This window comes from Leptolyngbya boryana PCC 6306 (assembly GCF_000353285.1).
GTDB classification, from domain to species: domain Bacteria; phylum Cyanobacteriota; class Cyanobacteriia; order Leptolyngbyales; family Leptolyngbyaceae; genus Leptolyngbya; species Leptolyngbya boryana.
In genome coordinates this window covers 1,904,989-1,922,768 of the sequence record NZ_KB731324.1, presented here as the reverse complement: position 1 = coordinate 1,922,768, position 17,780 = coordinate 1,904,989, and the positions used below count along the sequence as shown (strand labels likewise).

Below are 17,780 nucleotides of genomic sequence, written 5' to 3'. Positions count from 1 at the left end.
CTAACCGCCGCTAATTTTTGCCTTATATCCGAGTCCTGTTAAGAGTTGTACTAACTTCTGAGCATGATCCCCTTGAATCTCGATCGTGTTCTCTTTCACTGATCCCCCAGTTCCACACTGCGCTTTTAATTTCTTCGCCAAATCGCTCAGCGTTTCCGGCTTGCTTTGGAACCCAGAGATCACTGTCACCGTTTTCCCCCCACGACCTTTGCGTGACACCTGCACCCGAAGATTTTGCTGATTCGGAGGCAAATCGGGAACCGCCCGCTCGAACACCTCCTCTGAATTGCCAAACTCAGAGTAAACAATGCGATCCTGCTTGCCTGTGCCGGAACCGTTGCGATCGGTGGGTTTCTTCGCCATAAATGAATAAATGTTACAGAGCAATCGTAATGTCAATCTTAAAGAGTCTGTGTCTCTAGAGTGAAAATGATAGAATTTCGATCATCGTCACCTTCAGAAGTTGAGTATACTGCTCAAGTTTAGGATGTGACTGGGTGCAGTGGAAATTATCCCGCCGCAAAGATACCGATCAACTTGAATTTAAAAAAACTTCTATTACTCGTGCAGACCCAGAAGCACCAAAAGATCGAACTCAGTACGGATTATCCCTGTCCGTGCCGCCGTCGCGGTCGCCTTGTCCCGATCGCGCTAACTGACGCATTTGGCTGTGATCGCTGTCAGCAGATCTTCGTCCTCGAAGAAAACGGCTACGTGATCGAACAGCTCGCGACCAGCTATCCTTACAAGCGATCGTGGCGTTGGACAGGTCACCAGTGGAATATTGTCCAGCCTGGACTTGGAGACAGTTATTTACCCCTAGCACTCGGTATTCTCCTAGTGCTGTTGAGTATTTGGCTACCCGTTGCGCTTCATTCGCCGTCCGGAGCCAGTATTATGTTGTGGGCGATCGTAGCGCTGGTGTTAGCCGTGCTGCCCGCCTTAATGGTTTGGTTAGCCTATCGGCGGTAAGCCCAATGACAACGGATTCTCTGGGAGCATTTGACCCGATTTCAACGCTGCGATCGGCTCATACAACTTCGCTGGCTTTAGCGGCGACAAGTGGTGTGAACCGGAGTCGGGCAGTGCAGGCAATGGCGCAAGCGTTGTGTCGTCGCCAAATGGATATTTTGGAGGCGAATACGCTCGATCTCGAAATTAGTCGAGAGATGGCGATTTCAGACTTGCTGCTGGAATGGCTGAAATTAACTCCGGAGCGGATTCAAAATACAGTGCAAATTCTCAATCGCCTGAGTGAGTTGCCAGATCCGATCGGGCGGGTGATGCCTGCCAATTTTCAAGTCGATCGTGCTCAGACTTATTCGCAGTTGATGCCGCTTGGAGTCGTCGCCCTGATTTATGAAGCGTTTCCAGAACTCAGTGCGATCGCGGCTGGATTGTGTATCAAAACAGCAAATTGTCTGGTGCTGCGAGGTGGAAATGAGGCGAGTCACTCGAATAGTGTAATTGCTGAAACGCTGGCACAGGCTTTAGAAGATGAAGGACTCCCGATCGAGAGTGTGCAACTGCTTCCGGTCGAAAGTACGCCGATTCGGGATTTGATCAGTCAAGATCGCTATCTCAATCTGATCATTCCTTACGGAAGACCGAGCTTAGTGCAACAAGTCGTAAGACAGGCAACGGCTCCAGTTTTACGATCGGCAATGGGCAATTGTTATTTATATTGGTCGCCGTCGGGCAGTTTGGATCTGGCGCGATCGATGATCGTCGATAGCCATTTGAGTGAGCCTGATCCGGTCAATGCGATCGAGAAAGTTTTAATTCATCGACAGCAAAATTTTTCGTCTCTCGTGATGCTGTGGGATAGCTTGCGCGAGAAAGGATTTGAGATTCGAGGTGATGTGAATTTAGTCGAACAATTTCCAGGCTTGCGACTAACAGAAGATGTCGAATGGGGACAGGCTTATCTCGATCGTATTGTCAGCTTTAGAATGGTAGATGGCTTGACTAGCGCGATCGATTTGATCAATCACTACAGTAGTGGTCATGCCGATTGTTTAGTCAGCGAATCTTATCAGGAGAGTCGGCAGTTTGCCCTCGGGGTAAATAGTGCTTCAACTTATATCAATACGTCGCCTCGGTTTTATCGCAATCCGAAGCGAGGCGATGCAATCTTTCTCGGCATGTCCAATCAGAAAGGACATCGACGCGGATTGATTGGACTAGAAACCTTAACGACCGTGAAACATATTGTGCAAGGCGTTGGAAGCTAGTGTAAGCCTAATCCAATCTTTCTACTTTCGTACCAAAAATATCCTTGGTCGATATCGTCCTCCGCTTCAGGAGTGAGCGTAATCCTTTTAGCCATGTTTCTCAATAATGCGCCGTTTCACGTCCTCCCACGAACGACCTGTAGAAGGATCGGCTTGATAAGCTGCTTTTCTACGATCCAGTTCGTCTTTCTGCCAATCTGTGAGAGGAATATCTTCTGCTTCTATGCTGTCCCACAGATCTTGCACTAACAAGAGACGTTCAGAAGGACTGAGTTTGAGCAAGTCTGCATGTTCAGTATTAATCATGGGGATCGCTCGATTCAATATCTTTGTTGTACTGCAAAACTTGCGAAACCTCAAGATGTCGTAGTTCCTGGATGTACTTCCCCAACGAGCACCTTATCTACTCGATTTCCATCCATATCCATGACTTCAAAGCGCAGGGTTTCCCACTCAAAATGATCAGCAGCAGTGGGAATTTTTCCTAAATACATCACCACAAATCCGCCTAAAGTCTGATAGCTCCCCCGTTGCTCTCCCGGCAATTCCTGATCTTCAATATGGAGAATTTCCTTAAATTGGTAAATCGGTAACATGCCATCAAGTAACCAAGTTCCATCCTCGCGCTGAATCGCTTGAGGTTCTGCCAACTCTTCAACGGTGGGAATGTCACCGACGATCGCTTGTAGAACATCCGTCAACGTCACTAAGCCCTGAATCACGCCATACTCATCGACTACAAATGCGATTTGAGTTCCGGTTTGCTTAAATAATTCCAACACTTTCAGTGCGCGAGTACTTTCTGGCACAAACACGGGAGGTTGCAGCGAAGTGCGAACATCCAGAGATTGACCATACATGGTTTTAACGAGCAGATCATAGGTCTGGACAATACCCAGCAAATTGTCGAGTCCACCCTGACAGACTGGAAATCTTGAATGAGCGCTTTCCATCATTTGGCGGCGAATTTCATCTTCGGAATCTTCTAAATCAATCCAGGTGATTTCTAATCGAGGTGTCATCAGCGAACTGACTCGACGATCGCCCAATCGAAACACCCGTTTCATGATGTCCTCCTCTGCCTGCTCGAACATCCCGGCTTCAGTTCCCTGCTCGATCATGACGCGGATTTCTTCCTCAGTGACGGGCGGATCATCCGAGGGGCGAATTCCCAAAAATCGAACTGCGACATTCGTTGAAGCACTGAGCAGGTAGACGATCGGAGCCGCAGCTTTTGCCATCAGACTCATGGGGACGGCTGCCCAGGATGCAATCTGCTCCGGTGAATTCAGCGCGACGCGTTTGGGAACTAATTCCCCGACAATCAGCGTTAAATACGTCAAAGTCAGAATTGCAATCCCGAAAGAAAGCGGCTGACTATACCCACGTAAAAATGGAATTGAACTGAAAAACGGTTCTAATTGTTTTGTTAATGCCTGTTCCCCAAATGCACCCGATGCAATCCCAATCAACGTGATCCCGACTTGAACGATCGCTAAAAAATTGTTCGGTTCTTCAGCCAAGCGGAGTGCGGCTCTAGCTCGGGTATCACCTTGATTGGCGTTTTGCTGAAGTCGGATTTTGCGAGCCGAGACGATCGCTAACTCGGACATGACAAATAGCCCATTTGCTAGCGTCAGTAACAAAATAATCAGTAAATCTGTAGTGAACGAATTCATCGGGGAATTTGAAAAAGCTTAAATCCGACCGTATTAGTGTATCCCTGAATGGTGAGTTCATTGAGGCGAGAGATCTTCTGCCAACCAGCAGAAACGGGATTCGATACAATGTAAAGACTCATTTCAGCTCCTCTTGTCCGACATGGCTTTTTCTTCGATTATTCGCGCACTGGGTCGATCGCTGCTCACGGCAGAACTCCTGAGCAAACTGAAACAAAATTCGACACTGAATTTGAGTGGTCTTTCTCGTTTGGCGAAAGGAATTGTCGCTTCGACGTTGGCACAGGCAAGCGATCGCACGCTTTTAGTCGTAACTTCGACTTTGGAAGAAGCCGGGCGATGGAGTGTCCAGATGGATGCGATGGGCTGGAATACGGTGCATTTTTATCCCACATCGGAATCTTCGCCGTATGAACCGTTTGACCCGGAAGCGGAGATGACTTGGGGACAGTTGCAGACGCTCGCGGATCTAGTAAAAGCGGGAGAGAAGATTGCGATCGTGGCAACCGAGCGCGCGCTCCAGCCCCATTTACCACCGCCTGCCGCTTTTTTGCCCTATTTTCTGACGTTAGAGAAAGGCAGTAGCCTCAATCTCGCTCAGTTAAGCGATACGTTGGCGAAGTTGGGATATGAGCGATCGAACTTGGTCGAGACCGAAGGGCAGTGGAGCCGCAGAGGCGACATTATTGATGTGTTTCCCGTTGCCGCAGAACTCCCTGTGCGCTTAGAACTATTTGGCGACGAGTTGGATCAGATTCGGGAGTTTGATCCGTCTACGCAGCGATCGCTCGATCGCGTCACGCAAGTTACCTTCACACCGACGAGCTTTAGCCCGATTATTCAATCTGCACTCGGAGAAGACGTTCTCGATCTTCTCTCACCTGAAGACCAAGAGCGATTTGTAGAAGGAACACCGATCGAAGGAATTCGCCGCTTTTTAGGCTTGGCATTTGAGCAGCCAGCTTCTTTGCTCGACTATTTACCTGAGAATACGCTGGTGGCACTCGATGAGCCAGACATGGCACAAGCCCACAGCGATCGCTGGCTGGAACATGTCGAAGAGCATTGGCAAGAAGTTAAGCCGACTGTGCCCAAGATTCATCGATCGTTCGAGGATTCGCTGGTCGAATTGGCAAGGTTCGAGCGGATTAATCTCACTGAGTTAGCAGAGGTCAACAATGGTCTGAACCTTGCAAGTCGTCCGGTTCCAGCAATTCCGCATCAGTTTGCGCGATTAGCCGAGACATTGAGGGGGGAACGCGATCGTAATTTTGCAATTTGGCTCGTTTCAGCACAGCCTTCTCGCTCGGTGGCATTGCTTCAAGAACATGACTGTCCGGCACAGTTCGTTCCGAATCCGAAAGATTATTTAGCGATCGAGAAACTGCAAATTCAACACGTTCCTGTCGCAGTCAAATACTCTGGCTTAGCAGAACTTGAAGGGTTCATTCTGCCGACGTTTCGCTTAGTCGTCGTTACTGATAAAGAATTCTTCGGACAGCAAACGCTAGCAACTCCAACCTATGTTCGCAAACGTCGTCGAGCTGCATCAAAGCAAGTCGATCCGAACAAGCTAGAGCAAGGCGATTTTGTCGTTCACAAGAGTCATGGTATCGGGCAGTTTATCAAGCTCGAAAGCTTGACGATTAACAATGAAACTCGCGAATATCTCGTTCTGAAATATGCAGACGGATTACTCAGAGTTGCAGCGGATCAGCTTGGTTCACTCTCACGTTTTCGAGGCATGGGCGATGCCAAGCCTGAGCTAAACAAAATGTCGAGTAAAGCTTGGGAAAAAACGAAAAGCAAGGTTCGCAAAGCTGTTAAAAAAGTTGCAGTCGATTTACTTCAACTCTATGCACAACGCGCTCAGCAGCAGGGATTTACTTATCCGGTTGATATGCCTTGGCAACAAGAGATGGAAGATTCTTTTCCCTATCAGCCCACACCGGATCAGTTAAAAGCAGTTCAAGATGTGAAGCTTGATATGGAAAGCGATCGACCGATGGATCGCTTAGTTTGCGGCGATGTTGGCTTTGGTAAAACCGAAGTTGCCATTCGAGCGATTTTCAAAGCAGTAACGGCTGGAAAGCAAGTTGCGTTACTCGCACCGACGACCATTCTGACTCAGCAGCACTATCACACGATCAAAGAACGGTTTGCCCCATACCCGATTCAAGTTGGATTGCTGAATCGATTTCGATCTGCCGAAGAACGCAAAGATATTCAGCGTCGAATGATCACAGGTGAACTTGACATTGTTGTCGGAACCCATCAGCTTCTCGGAAAAGGCGTTGCATTCAAAGATTTAGGTTTACTCGTGGTCGATGAAGAACAACGATTTGGAGTGAATCAGAAAGAGAAGATCAAATCCCTGAAAACGCAAGTTGATGTGCTGACGCTCAGTGCAACTCCAATTCCGAGAACCTTGTATATGGCACTTTCAGGGGTGCGAGAAATGAGTTTAATTACGACTCCACCTCCTTCGCGTCGTCCGATTAAAACGCATCTCTCTCCTTACGATGGGGAAATGGTGCGATCGGCAATTCGCCAAGAACTCGATCGTGGGGGACAAATCTTTTATGTTGTGCCGCGTGTCGAAGGAATTGAAGAGATTTCAGCGCGCATTCGAGAAATGATTCCGGGTGTGAGAATTGCGATCGCGCATGGTCAGATGCCCGAATCTGAACTTGAATCAGTGATGCTGACGTTTGGAGCAGGCGAAGCAGATGTCTTACTCTGCACCACGATTATCGAATCTGGGTTAGACATTCCCAGAGTCAATACGATTCTCATCGAAGATGCTCAGAAGTTTGGCTTATCACAGCTTTATCAGCTTCGAGGTCGAGTCGGACGGGCAGGAATTCAAGCGCATGCCTGGTTGTTCTATCCAAAACAACATCAACTCTCAGATAATGCCAGACAAAGACTTCGAGCCTTGCAAGAATTTACACAGCTTGGATCGGGCTATCAATTAGCTGTTCGAGATATGGAAATTCGAGGAGTTGGTAATTTACTCGGTGCAGAACAATCGGGACAGATGGATGCGATCGGGTTTGATCTCTACATGGAAATGCTGCAAGAAGCGATTCAAGAGATTCGAGGTCAAGAGATTCCGCAAGTCGATGACACGCAGATTGATCTCAGCCTGACGGCATTTATTCCCGCCGATTACATTCCCGATCTCGATCAGAAAATGTCCGCTTACCGTGCGGTCGCTGCGGCTCAATCCAAAACTGAACTGATGCAAGTTTCAGCCGATTGGATTGATTGGTATGGACAGATTCCACTCGCTGCTCAGCAATTGCTAAGAGTCATGGAACTCAAGCAAATTGCGAAAAAGCTCGGTTTCTCACGCATCAAGCCAGAAGGCAAGCAGCATGTGATTTTAGAGACTCCAATGGAAGAACCCGCTTGGAATCTGCTGAAAGAGAACTTACCCGATCATTTGCGATCGCGCTTTATCTTCACGGCTGGAAAAGTCACTGTGCGCGGTTTAGGTGCGCTAAGTGCAGATCAACAATTGAGCAATTTGATCGATTGGCTAGGTCGAATGCAAGGAGCGTTGCCTGAGCCTGTGTTGACGGGAGCAAGTAAGTGAGTGTGCGTCGTAACGTTGTACTGCCTTGCATAATTGGGGTGACATCGAAAGTATGGCGAGAATTGCGAGGTGCATTGGAAAAACAAGTCAGTATATCTTCACATTTTCTCTAAATGCAAGAGAATAGATGTAAGCAGAACTGTGGATGGCGCAGGTTAAGAGATCAACAAAATGGTCTTGTTTCCTAACAGGTGTTAGACGATGAACTCATTTTTGAAGTGTACGCTCGTTGCTCAAGCTGGAGCAGCGATAGCGATCGCACTATCGAGTGTTGATATTGCCCCGGCTCATGCGTTAGCAATTGATACCTCGCCAACTGGACTTACAAATCCGGCTCAAACGATCGACTTTAGTGACCTCGCTGGCGAGGCACCGGTTGGTACCACTGCGCTTACTAATCAATATTCCAGCGCAGGAGTCACGTTTTCTAACCTTTATTTTGTGGGGTCTGCGGATTTTGACACTATAAGTTTTGGCGAATTCCCTTACAAAGATTCAGCATCTGCATTCAATATCACTAGTCTTTCCAATGGAATGACAACTGTAAACCCCTTCTCTATCCAGTTCACATCTCCCCAAACACGCGCAGCCTTCAAAATCTACAGTAGTACGCCTACTGTAACCTTCACAGCCCTGCTGAATGGCACACCGATAGAATCGTTCACCTCTAGTAGTGTCACTAATGGACCTCCCGGAGAATACTATGGCTTCACAGGGGTAACATTCGACCAAATCCAGATTGCTGTAGGTGACGCGGATCTGAGAGCAGCAGGAATTAGCAGTCTTCAAGTCGGAGAGGCAACGCCTGTGCCTTTCGGCTTCACGCCGCTTCCAGGGTTAGCGGTTTCTGGTCTGCTGTGTGGAATCAATCGTTTGCGTAAACGATTTGCTTAGCAATTAGCGCATGAGAAAGCTTTGGAACTAGAATCTAAATCTCCTAGTTCCAAGGCTTTGTCGTTTTGCTTCTTTGCTGTTTGAACTGATGTAAACCACTGCAATGAACTACCAAAACCCGTTAGAACTCATAAAAAGTAATACAAACATCATTGCAATCGAGAATCGTAAAGTCAGTACTTCCCCAAGATTTCTTTTCTAACCTGCCATTGGGATGAATCAGGGTACGATCGCATTCCACAATTTCCCGATACAGGTCGGCAATGTCCTGCACTTCAACTCTCAAGGTTGTCCATTCCGCACACTCTGGATCAGGGTTCTTTTGTAGAAACAACTCAATGTCATCGCGCGCAATCAAAGCTAATTCAGGTGTTTCGCTATCTTGCCATTGACGCTTGAAGCCTAGCTTCTGCTCATAGAATGCGATCGTCTTTGCAACATCGTCACCTGCTGGAATAAATGGGCAAATCCTTCTCAGCCTTGCCATTTGTATGCCTTGAGTTGTTTTGTACTAATTCTAAATGCTGAGGTAAGTAATCGCAATCTTTCCAGACAAACAAATCTCAACGTCAGAACCGCGATCGCGCTTTCTTGCCCCATATTGACCGCAGTAATAAAACTCATCCCCCTCAATCCGAAAATCCGTTGGTAAGGGCTGAGTGCAAGGATGACAAAACACCATTTCAGGCTCAGGATCATCAGGTTCAACGTAGGGAAGATTCACATTCCAATAAAATCCCGGCTCATAGGGACGATTTGCGAGATGCTCGACAACTCGGGCTGCCCATCGTGCCGAGCGTTCCCAATCCACCGGAATTCTACCTTTTTTATATTGTGAGATGGCGATTCCAGGCACACGATGAAATGCTGCTTCTCGAATTGCTGCAACCGTTCCTGAAATATAAACATCAACGCCCATGTTACCACCAGAGTTAATACCTGACAGAACTAGCTTAGTATCAGGAAAAAGATAATTTAGCGCAATGCGACTACAATCCGCCGGAGTGCCCGCGATCGCATATTCTTGATCGGTTCTTTTCTCAACTCGAATCGGTGCAGTCGTCGTGACCTGATGCCCACAGCCGGAATAATGACCACTTGGAGCAACCAAAATTCCAGATCCATTCACCGCTTTCAGTAAAGCTCGAATGCCTGGGGCATCAATGCCATCATCATTTGTCAAAATAACCGTCATTCAATCTCCCAAATAAATTCCTAACCCTCGTGCCGTCCTGACGAGTGTACTATCTGGATCGACCACACAGTACTGCTGAATGGCATCCAAAATCGGTACATCGATCACATTGCGATCGCGCCAAGCGACCATACGATCAAACTTACCTTGCGCGATCAGATCCACTGCGGCAACTCCAAAGGCAGAAGCCAGTAAGCGATCGAGCGGTGAAGGTGTGCCGCCGCGCTGAGCATGTCCTAGCACAGTCACCCGTGTTTCTGCACCATGACATTCATGGATGACATCGGCAAGATACTGTCCGACTCCGCCATAGCGCATCTCTCCAAATGCATGAGTACAATTGACGGCTTGACCTGCCTCAGTTTTGACTGCTTCTGAAACAATAATCAATGAATAATTTTTACCTTGGGCTTGCCGTTCATCGAGCTTGCGACACAAATTGCTAATCGTATAGGGAATTTCAGGAATCAAAATCACATCCGCTCCCCCGGCAATTCCCGCACTAATGGCAATATGTCCGGCATCTCGTCCCATCACTTCTAAAATCATCACGCGCGAATGACTTGCCGCTGTGAAATGTAAGCGATCGAGCGCTTCTGTAGCGATATTCACAGCCGTATCAAATCCAATCGATTGTTCTGTAATATCGACATCGTTATCAATGGTTTTCGGAATGGTGACGAGGTTCATTCCGCCTTGTTGCGCCAGTTTGCGAAGAATTGCCATACTGCCATCGCCCCCGATTCCAATGATGGCATCGAGGTTGAGCATACGATAGCCTTCGATAATCTCCTCAGAGCGATCGAGAATTTGCCCATCCGGCATCGGGAAAGCGAAGGGATTGCCTTTGTTCGTCGTTCCTAGCATCGTGCCACCCTGGGTCAAAATGCGATCGACTTTTTCAATCTCCAAAGCCGTAAACTCTGGCGGGCGAGCCATCAGCCCGTTTGTCGCTCGTGAAATTCCAAACACTTTCCAGCCATAGCCCGTCGCTCGATACACCACAGCGCGAATGATCGCATTCAACCCAGCACAGTCTCCACCACTGGTTAAAATTCCAATCCGTTTGACTTCACCCATAAATCCCCTACACTGAATAGGCTGTGTGAGTTTAATACGCCACGTCAGACAGTGTCCCAGATTACAGAATTCATTTAGGAATGTCAGAACATCCAGACATTTTCACGATTCCCACGCCGCCTGAGAACTATCGATCGGGCTTTGTTGGCATTATTGGTCGCCCCAATGTCGGCAAGTCCACGATTATGAACTTTCTCGTGGGTCAAAAGATCGCGATCACCTCTCCCGTTGCCCAGACAACTCGAAATCGGTTACGGGGCATTTTAACCACGCCTGAAGCCCAAATTATCTTTGTGGATACCCCTGGGATTCACAAACCGCATCATCAACTCGGACGAGTCTTAGTCAAAAATGCTCAAAGTGCGATCGACTCAGTGGATGTCGTTCTATTTGTCGTCGATTGCTCTGTTGTCGCAGGAGGAGGCGATCGCTATGTTGCAGAACTTTTAGCCCAGACTGAAACTCCCGTCATTTTAGGCTTGAACAAGTCCGATCAACAATCTGATGCGGACTTCGATCAGACTTACCAAGCCTTGGCAGCGGATCGAAACTGGACGATCGCAAAATTTTCAGCCCTGCAAGGCGATGGCATGGAAGAATTGCAGCAGGCAATTATCGAACAGCTTGAACCAGGGCCTTACTACTATCCACCGGATTTAGTCACCGATCAGCCCGAACGTTTCATTATGGGCGAGTTGATTCGAGAACAAATCTTGATGATGACTCGTGAAGAAGTTCCACATTCGGTTGCAGTTGAAATTGAGAAAGTTGTGGAAGAAGAAAAGATTACGCGAGTCTTTGCGGCAATCAATGTTGAACGTCCTTCACAAAAAGCAATTTTGCTCGGAAAAGGTGGAGGAATGATTAAAGCGATCGGGACTGCTGCCCGCGAGCAAATGCAAAAGCTAGTCGAGGGCAAAATTCACTTAGAGCTATTTGTGAAAGTCATGCCGAAATGGCGACAATCGCGAGTCAAGCTTGCAGAATTTGGCTATCGAGTCGAGGAAGAGTAGTGAACTGCTCAAAGTTGTTAATCGCGACTTTGAGCAGCGCTGCGATAGATTTAGTTTTTGAACGATTAGCAAATCGCTTTGCACTTGTGCGATCGCATCAAAAATACAGCGATCGCACAAAGTATCATAAGTTTGCCGTAATGAGATTCGATCTGTGTCTGCCAAAGATTTTTTTCATGATGCTGTCAAACACGCATTGCAGAAAGAACAATGGACGATCACAGACGATCCTTTGAAGTTCAAATTTGGCAACGTCAACTTTCAAGTTGATTTAGGAGCAGAACAACTGCTTGCCGCAGAGCGATCGGGCGAGAAAATCGCAGTCGAAATCAAAAGTTTTCTCAATCCATCAGCAATTACAGATTTCTACGCTGCATTAGGGCAATTTCTGAGCTATCGCCTTGCTCTAGAATCAATTCATCCTGATCGAACCTTATACCTTGCAGTCCCGTTCGATACCTATCAAACCTTTTTTCAGTACGAATTCACCCAAATTGCGATACAACGCTATCAAGTTCTAATAATTGTGTACGATCCTGCCAATGAGGTGATCATGCAATGGATAAACTAACTCAATACCGCCAGTATATTCAAACGCTGTTGAGCCAGTACGCCAGCGATGATATTTCAGATGAGCAAGTTGAGGTGCAACTCATTCTTGATGCTGAACGGGATCATTATCAGTGGATGAATGTTGGTTGGCAAGGGTTGAATCGGATCTACCGTTGTGTCATGCACATTGATATCAAAAATGAAAAAATTTGGATTCAACAGAACCTAACTGATCAGAATCCGGCTGAGGAGCTAATCAAGATGGGCGTACCTAGAGAAGACATTGTTTTAGGATTACAGCCGCCTTACAAACGACCCTATACAGACTATGGTGTCGCCTGAAGAGAGGAAAAGTGCGCTTGGGGAGATAGGAGCAGAAACCATGATTTCAGATCTTCACCCTATCCCCCTATCAGATTTATTGCGGTCAATGACTCGCTCAGAAGCAATTAAGAGATATCACAAACTCAACAATTGCTGCATTGCCAGCCACCACTGATCGCGCCCTTGCTTGCGCTGCCAATACCAATATTCACAGCCCCACAACATCACCGGATCAAAGCCGATTTCTTGAACTCGATCGACAATACTCGTTGCCTGAAGTGGGGATGAACTTGGATACTCAAGCCGCGACACCGGAACCAACTCATTCGCTTCCCAAGGTTCCGCCTGTGCTTCAGCAATCCAGCTCTCTTTGCCCCATCGTCGCAACTGCGATCGCCAATCTTTTAACTTTTTCCAATACGAAGGCTGCGCCTCAAGATATGCCTGACTCGCCCCTTGTGGCACTTTCGTATACACATTAAATCCAATCGCATCGGCTAACCAAAGACTGGCTCGAAAGGCTTGATCGTCTTCTTGTCCCTGTCCATCTGGGAGGGTAATTGCATTCGTCAGCAAAATTTTCTGACCTGCTTGCGCGCGCGATCGTACTAATTTCACTTCTTGTCGAACAAACTTCTCACTTAACGATCGCCCATGCGTAATTTCTAACGTTGTAAATGGCTCATTCTCAACTTGCCAATACCGAATCGCTGGAGCCGTTTTTGCATGACTGACAACGCGATCGAGCATCTTTAACGTCAAATCTGCGATCGCAGGATCTCGATCCAAAACCCTCGCACTCGTCGTATCGTACTTTGCTCGCATCCAATCTGGAAAATGAAACTCAGGATAGCGAGGCGCTTTCATACCGACTGCTAATACGACCTGAATCCCGCGTCGATGGCTCTCATCTAAGAGCCAATCAATCTTACTGAAATCAAACTGATTCGCCTGCGGCTGCAATTCATGCCAATAAGCACACAGCCGCAACTGCTTAAATCCCAAATCGCAAATCGCTTGGAATGTCTCACGATAATCCAATCCCAAATACCAACATTGCAACTGGCTAAACGTCGTCCCTAATTTCATCGATCGAGGTGGAGTAACAAGATCCGGCAGAGAGATCGTTGCCCCTGCACTAGCAGCCATCAAATTGAGAAAACCAAAAGTCGAAAGTGCGGTGAACTGCCTGCGGGTTAAGTTGCGAGAAGCTCGATGAAATATCATGGCTCAAAGTAAGATAACGAACTCAGCACGCTGATCTACTTTTCAAATCATTGCATTCGCAATCGTGCTCACTTTCAACAACAAAGGCAATGCTAGCGGTTACGGGTGAACGATCGCAGAAAATAATGCAAGTAATTTCACAGCAAAAAATCAGTCTAGGTGAGTATATTATGCTACTCAATCTAAGTTGCGCGCGAAATCTTGAGGTCGTTAGTTTAACCCCCTCATTCACGCTTGATCTTCAAAATTTATGTCGATCGCAAATTCAGACTGAGCCATCCCCAGTCTAAAAATCCCAATCTAAAATCGATTTAGCTCTGTTCGTCAATGCCCATCATTTCCCACCACCGATTCAGTGGAAAATAAACGACCGGTGCCCACAAACTGCTTAAAATTGCAGAACTCAGCGCAATAAATTGGTGATACGTCCAAATGTCAGACAGCGATCGTTCCCCTAAGAAACTAAACTGTAGCGCAGTGATCGTTTCTGAAATCACTGCCATGAGAAAGACAATGAGTGCAACAGAAATAAAGTCTTCTTGCACGTACCGTTGCTTTTGTAATTTTGCAGTCAAAGCTCCCACAATCATCAAGCCGATCGCATGAGTCGGTTCGGGTGCAGTCATGCCATCTTGCAGCAGTCCTAAGATTAAACCTGCCATTGCACCTTGCCAAACCACTCGTTTGACACTCCAAGCGACCACCCAAATTAAGAGCCAATTTGGACTAATCCCTGCCAGTTCCATTCCTGGCAATCGCAGGGGCAAGATCAACAAACATAAAAATACCGATGCGACAGTTACGGCTCCATTCACAAGCGGGCGAGCGCTCGGATAGGTATCGACAAAATTCTCGATCGCACGCAGGCTCATGGCGTAGAACTCGGCAAAGCTTCAGGAGTGGGCGAAACAGTCAAACTAGCATCAGGACTCGGTGAAACACTGGGATCAGGCGAGGCAGAGGGAGACGGAACCAGATTTGGTTTAGCTGCAGGTTGAGGATCTGCGAGAGCAGGAGAATGCGGATAAATCATTGCCCACTCTAAATAATTAATCGGGGCAGTCAGTTCGATCGTGGCTTCAGGAGCCGGACTTTTGGTGAGATCAACAGATTCAACTCGTCCGATCGGAATTCCCGCCGGAAACAGTTGACTAAACGAAGAAGTCGTCACCACATCATCTTTGCGGACATCTGGAACCTTCTCAAAAAATTCCATAACCGCACGATTTCCTGTTTTCCCGCGCAGATAGCCCATAAATCGACTACGGCTAATCGCAACCCCAACCCGACTAGAAGGATCGCTCAATAACAGCACTCGACTCGTACTCGGGCTAACATCAATGATCCGTCCGACCAGTCCGCCCGGACTCATGACCACGGCTCCTTCTTTCACACCATCGTTCGAGCCACGACTCAACGTCACATGCTGCCACCAATGATCCGCACTCCGCCCAATCACTGAGGCTGGAATCCCTTCTGCCTTCTTCGACTTGGCGAATCCCAGCAGTTCTTCCAGCTTTTGATTCTTGCTCTCTAGCTCGATTAAGCGCTGCTGTAACTCACGGGTTTGAGCATTCATCAACCGATCCATCGCCACTGGCTTACTCTGAAATGGGCGAGTTAACCACTGGTAAGTTTCCATCACAAACCCGGCCTGACTCTGACGTATCAAGAGTGCAGTTCCCAATCCAAGAGTAGCAAGAGTGAATGGGATCCCAAATCGATCCCACCAGCGACGCAATTCGTACATTCAGCGCGTTCTCAATCAGTGAGCAGCCTAACAATACACCTTACCGAGGCAAGATTGAACACAATTTTCACACTTAAAATCATCCCATCAGGACAACTTTAGCGAGGCGGACGAGTGCTAAACACCCGCTCTAATTGCTTAAAGTTTTCTAACACGCGCCCGGTTCCCAACACAACACAACTGAGAGGATCAGCGGCAACGTGTACGACGATTCCGGTCTCATGACTGATCAGGGTATCAATGCCTTTGAGCAATGCTCCACCACCTGCCAACATAATGCCTCGATCGATAATATCGGCGGCAAGTTCTGGCGGAGTTCTTTCCAACGTCCGTTTCACAGCATCGACAATCACAGACAAAGGCTCTGACATACTTTCACGAATTTCAGGTCCCTTAATCGTCACAGTTCGTGGCAATCCAGACAGCAAATGAAGTCCGCGCACTTCCATCATTTCTTCATCGACTGCACCCGGATATGCCGAGCCGATCTGAATTTTAATTTCTTCCGCCGTCCGTTCCCCAATCACCAGGTTGTGGACTTTTTTCATATACTGCACGATCGCGTCACTGAGTTCGTCCCCTGCAACTCGAACCGACTCGCTCAAAACGGTTCCTTGCAAGCTGAGAACAGCAACTTCCGTTGTCCCACCACCAATATCAATGATCATGTTCCCTGTGGGTTCAGCAACCGGCAATCCTGCCCCGATCGCGGCGGCTACTGGTTCATCGATCAAATAAACCTCACGCGCACCTGCCTGAGACGCAGCTTCCATCACCGCACGGCGTTCAACGCCAGTAACACCGCTAGGAATTCCAATCACAATCCGCGGAGAAACTAATGCTTTTCCTTCATGCACGCGCTGAATGAAGTGTTTGAGCATTAACTCAGCCGTATCAAAATCGGCGATTACGCCATCTCGAAGTGGGCGTAATGCCACAACGTTTCCGGGGGTTCGACCTAGCATCCGCTTTGCGTCTTCTCCGACAGCCAAGGGGACTCTGTCAGACTGGTCGATCGCTACGACGGAAGGTTCTGAGAGAACAATACCTTTTCCGGATACGTAGACCAGGGTGTTAGCGGTACCGAGATCGATACCCATGTCCCGCGAGAGGGAGAAGCGATTGAAAAAACCCACTAGATTCTTGCCTCTTTAACTGCAATGAGTACGCTGATCAAATGAAATGGTAAGCAATGATGCTGATCGATAGTGGATTTTATTACAGTTTCACCCCTGAGTCTAGGGGTTAGCACAAGTTAAGAGCAATGACCCAGAAAATCATTTAATATGGGAGGCAACTGCATTATTTAGTACAAAAGAACCATGAGCTTAAATGTTGTCACGCTGGTTGGGCGAGTCGGTGGAGATCCGGATGTCAAGTATTTTGAGTCAGGCAGCGTCAAGTGTCGGCTGACGCTGGCAGTGAATCGTCAGACACGCAATAGCGATCAGCCAGATTGGTTTAATTTAGAACTTTGGGGCAAGCAAGCAGATGTGGCTGCCAATTATGTTCGTAAAGGTAGCTTAATCGGGGTTAAGGGATCGCTGAAGCTCGATACTTGGACAGATAAAAATTCGGGTGCGGCGCGATCGTCTCCTGTCATTCTAGTCGATCGGCTGCAATTACTCGGCTCGAAGCGTGACAATGAAGGCGGCGGTGGAGAGTCGGCAGGTTACGAGGAAGATTTTTAGAAAAGTAGGAGAGTGGGGAATTTATCATTCGCCATTCCCCATTCCCCCATCAAATCCCCGGCATTCTATCTCTAAACCGTTCTCGCATTTCTCCGCGCCGTTTCTCCATGTGTTCCGAAAATTTCTGACGTTGTTCTTGAGTCAGAACGCCGCGCATTTCTAACATGCTGTTGAATTGCGCTTCTGCGGCTTTTGCTCTGAGAGATTGAACCTGGCGAAATTTATCGCGAATCTCATCGTCTTTTGCCGAGCCAGCCATTAATTTGCGTAACTCTTGTTGAGCTTGGCGGGCAGCCGTGCGATCGTTGTCTAATTGATCTCGATAGCGCGATCGAATCTGCTGGATCGATCGCATCTGATCAGCAGAGAGATTTAAGTCACGCATCAATCCATGTCCTCGCTTGCCAGGACGTTCGTTAGGAGCCTGGGCGATCGTAGGTGAATTCTCATTTCCAAAATCGATCGCCCGCAAAACCGCCGCGCTTCCCACTAAAACAAGCACGGTTGAAGCTGCCACGATCGCGACACGACGAAACATAG

Annotated in this window: 19 protein-coding genes; 8 read left to right on the top strand and 11 right to left on the bottom strand. The window is 47.8% G+C overall.

Features of this window, described 5'->3' with window-relative positions; all coding sequences use genetic code 11:
- Complete coding sequence (locus LEPBO_RS0109545; protein ID WP_017287333.1) at window positions 1-363, bottom strand: translation initiation factor; 363 nt, start codon at window positions 361-363, stop codon at window positions 1-3.
- Window positions 364-537: 174 nt separating this feature from the next.
- Here LEPBO_RS0109545 and LEPBO_RS0109540 point away from each other — a divergent pair, with 174 nt between their 5' ends.
- Complete coding sequence (locus LEPBO_RS0109540; RefSeq protein ID WP_199323888.1) at window positions 538-972, top strand: hypothetical protein; 435 nt, start codon at window positions 538-540, stop codon at window positions 970-972.
- Between the two features lie 5 nt (window positions 973-977).
- Window positions 978-2,234 carry a glutamate-5-semialdehyde dehydrogenase gene (locus LEPBO_RS0109535; protein ID WP_017287331.1) on the top strand — a complete coding sequence of 419 codons (1,257 nt, stop codon included), beginning with the start codon at window positions 978-980 and terminating at the stop codon, window positions 2,232-2,234.
- Window positions 2,235-2,321: 87 nt separating this feature from the next.
- On the opposite strand, the gene LEPBO_RS0109525 is transcribed toward LEPBO_RS0109535, so the two are convergent.
- Complete coding sequence (locus tag LEPBO_RS0109525; protein ID WP_017287329.1) at window positions 2,322-2,540, bottom strand: addiction module protein; 219 nt, start codon at window positions 2,538-2,540, stop codon at window positions 2,322-2,324.
- Between the two features lie 50 nt (window positions 2,541-2,590).
- Window positions 2,591-3,913, bottom strand: coding sequence for a hemolysin family protein (locus tag LEPBO_RS0109520; RefSeq protein ID WP_017287328.1), 1,323 nt, complete (start codon window positions 3,911-3,913; stop codon window positions 2,591-2,593).
- 142 nt (window positions 3,914-4,055) lie between these two features.
- Here LEPBO_RS0109520 and mfd point away from each other — a divergent pair, with 142 nt between their 5' ends.
- Window positions 4,056-7,514 carry a transcription-repair coupling factor gene (mfd, locus tag LEPBO_RS0109510; RefSeq protein WP_017287326.1) on the top strand — a complete coding sequence of 1,153 codons (3,459 nt, stop codon included), beginning with the start codon at window positions 4,056-4,058 and terminating at the stop codon, window positions 7,512-7,514.
- Window positions 7,515-7,715: 201 nt separating this feature from the next.
- Window positions 7,716-8,408 (top strand): hypothetical protein, encoded by a 693-nt coding sequence (locus LEPBO_RS0109505; protein ID WP_017287325.1) that lies wholly within the window; start codon window positions 7,716-7,718, stop codon window positions 8,406-8,408.
- Between the two features lie 121 nt (window positions 8,409-8,529).
- Here the strand turns inward: LEPBO_RS0109505 and LEPBO_RS0109500 are convergent, their stop codons facing one another.
- The 3 genes from LEPBO_RS0109500 to LEPBO_RS0109490 are packed head-to-tail and all read right to left on the bottom strand — an operon-like array spanning window position 8,530 to window position 10,683.
- A complete protein-coding gene (locus tag LEPBO_RS0109500) occupies window positions 8,530-8,895 on the bottom strand; it encodes a VOC family protein (protein ID WP_017287324.1) in 366 nt (121 codons plus the stop codon).
- Window positions 8,896-8,925: 30 nt separating this feature from the next.
- The gene (gene surE, locus LEPBO_RS0109495; protein ID WP_017287323.1) at window positions 8,926-9,603 is read right to left on the bottom strand and encodes a 5'/3'-nucleotidase SurE; all 678 of its coding nucleotides are present in this window, start codon (window positions 9,601-9,603) and stop codon (window positions 8,926-8,928) included.
- Window positions 9,604-10,683 carry an ATP-dependent 6-phosphofructokinase gene (locus LEPBO_RS0109490; RefSeq protein WP_017287322.1) on the bottom strand — a complete coding sequence of 360 codons (1,080 nt, stop codon included), beginning with the start codon at window positions 10,681-10,683 and terminating at the stop codon, window positions 9,604-9,606.
- An 80-nt stretch (window positions 10,684-10,763) separates the two neighbouring features.
- Here LEPBO_RS0109490 and era point away from each other — a divergent pair, with 80 nt between their 5' ends.
- The 3 genes from era to LEPBO_RS0109475 all read left to right on the top strand — a co-directional run bounded on the left by era (window position 10,764) and on the right by LEPBO_RS0109475 (window position 12,590).
- Entirely contained in the window at window positions 10,764-11,696 is a 933-nt protein-coding gene (gene era / locus LEPBO_RS0109485) for a GTPase Era (protein WP_017287321.1), read from the top strand.
- 154 nt (window positions 11,697-11,850) lie between these two features.
- Window positions 11,851-12,267: a XisH family protein gene (locus LEPBO_RS0109480; RefSeq protein ID WP_017287320.1), complete on the top strand. Its 417-nt coding sequence runs from the start codon at window positions 11,851-11,853 to the stop codon at window positions 12,265-12,267.
- On the top strand, window positions 12,255-12,590 hold the full coding sequence (locus tag LEPBO_RS0109475; protein WP_017287319.1) for a XisI protein: 336 nt from the start codon (window positions 12,255-12,257) through the stop codon (window positions 12,588-12,590). The genes LEPBO_RS0109480 and LEPBO_RS0109475 overlap by 13 nt, the downstream gene beginning before the upstream one ends.
- A gap of 117 nt (window positions 12,591-12,707) precedes the next feature.
- On the opposite strand, the gene LEPBO_RS0109470 is transcribed toward LEPBO_RS0109475, so the two are convergent.
- From LEPBO_RS0109470 to LEPBO_RS0109455, 4 genes are all read right to left on the bottom strand, one after another.
- The gene (locus LEPBO_RS0109470; protein WP_017287318.1) at window positions 12,708-13,799 is read right to left on the bottom strand and encodes a beta-galactosidase; all 1,092 of its coding nucleotides are present in this window, start codon (window positions 13,797-13,799) and stop codon (window positions 12,708-12,710) included.
- Between the two features lie 311 nt (window positions 13,800-14,110).
- Entirely contained in the window at window positions 14,111-14,671 is a 561-nt protein-coding gene (mreD, locus tag LEPBO_RS0109465) for a rod shape-determining protein MreD (protein ID WP_017287317.1), read from the bottom strand.
- The gene (gene mreC / locus LEPBO_RS0109460; RefSeq protein WP_017287316.1) at window positions 14,668-15,549 is read right to left on the bottom strand and encodes a rod shape-determining protein MreC; all 882 of its coding nucleotides are present in this window, start codon (window positions 15,547-15,549) and stop codon (window positions 14,668-14,670) included. Before mreC ends, mreD begins: the two co-directional genes overlap by 4 nt.
- 98 nt (window positions 15,550-15,647) lie before the next feature.
- Window positions 15,648-16,685, bottom strand: a complete 1,038-nt coding sequence (locus tag LEPBO_RS0109455) for a rod shape-determining protein (protein WP_071596150.1) — start codon at window positions 16,683-16,685, stop codon at window positions 15,648-15,650.
- A gap of 186 nt (window positions 16,686-16,871) precedes the next feature.
- On the opposite strand from LEPBO_RS0109455, the gene LEPBO_RS0109450 reads away from it, so the two are divergent.
- The gene (locus LEPBO_RS0109450) at window positions 16,872-17,240 is read left to right on the top strand and encodes a single-stranded DNA-binding protein (protein WP_017287314.1); all 369 of its coding nucleotides are present in this window, start codon (window positions 16,872-16,874) and stop codon (window positions 17,238-17,240) included.
- A 49-nt stretch (window positions 17,241-17,289) separates the two neighbouring features.
- Here LEPBO_RS0109450 and LEPBO_RS36630 read toward each other — a convergent pair whose 3' ends face one another.
- Window positions 17,290-17,778: a Spy/CpxP family protein refolding chaperone gene (locus LEPBO_RS36630; protein WP_017287313.1), complete on the bottom strand. Its 489-nt coding sequence runs from the start codon at window positions 17,776-17,778 to the stop codon at window positions 17,290-17,292.
- Between the last annotated feature and the right edge of the window lie 2 nt (window positions 17,779-17,780).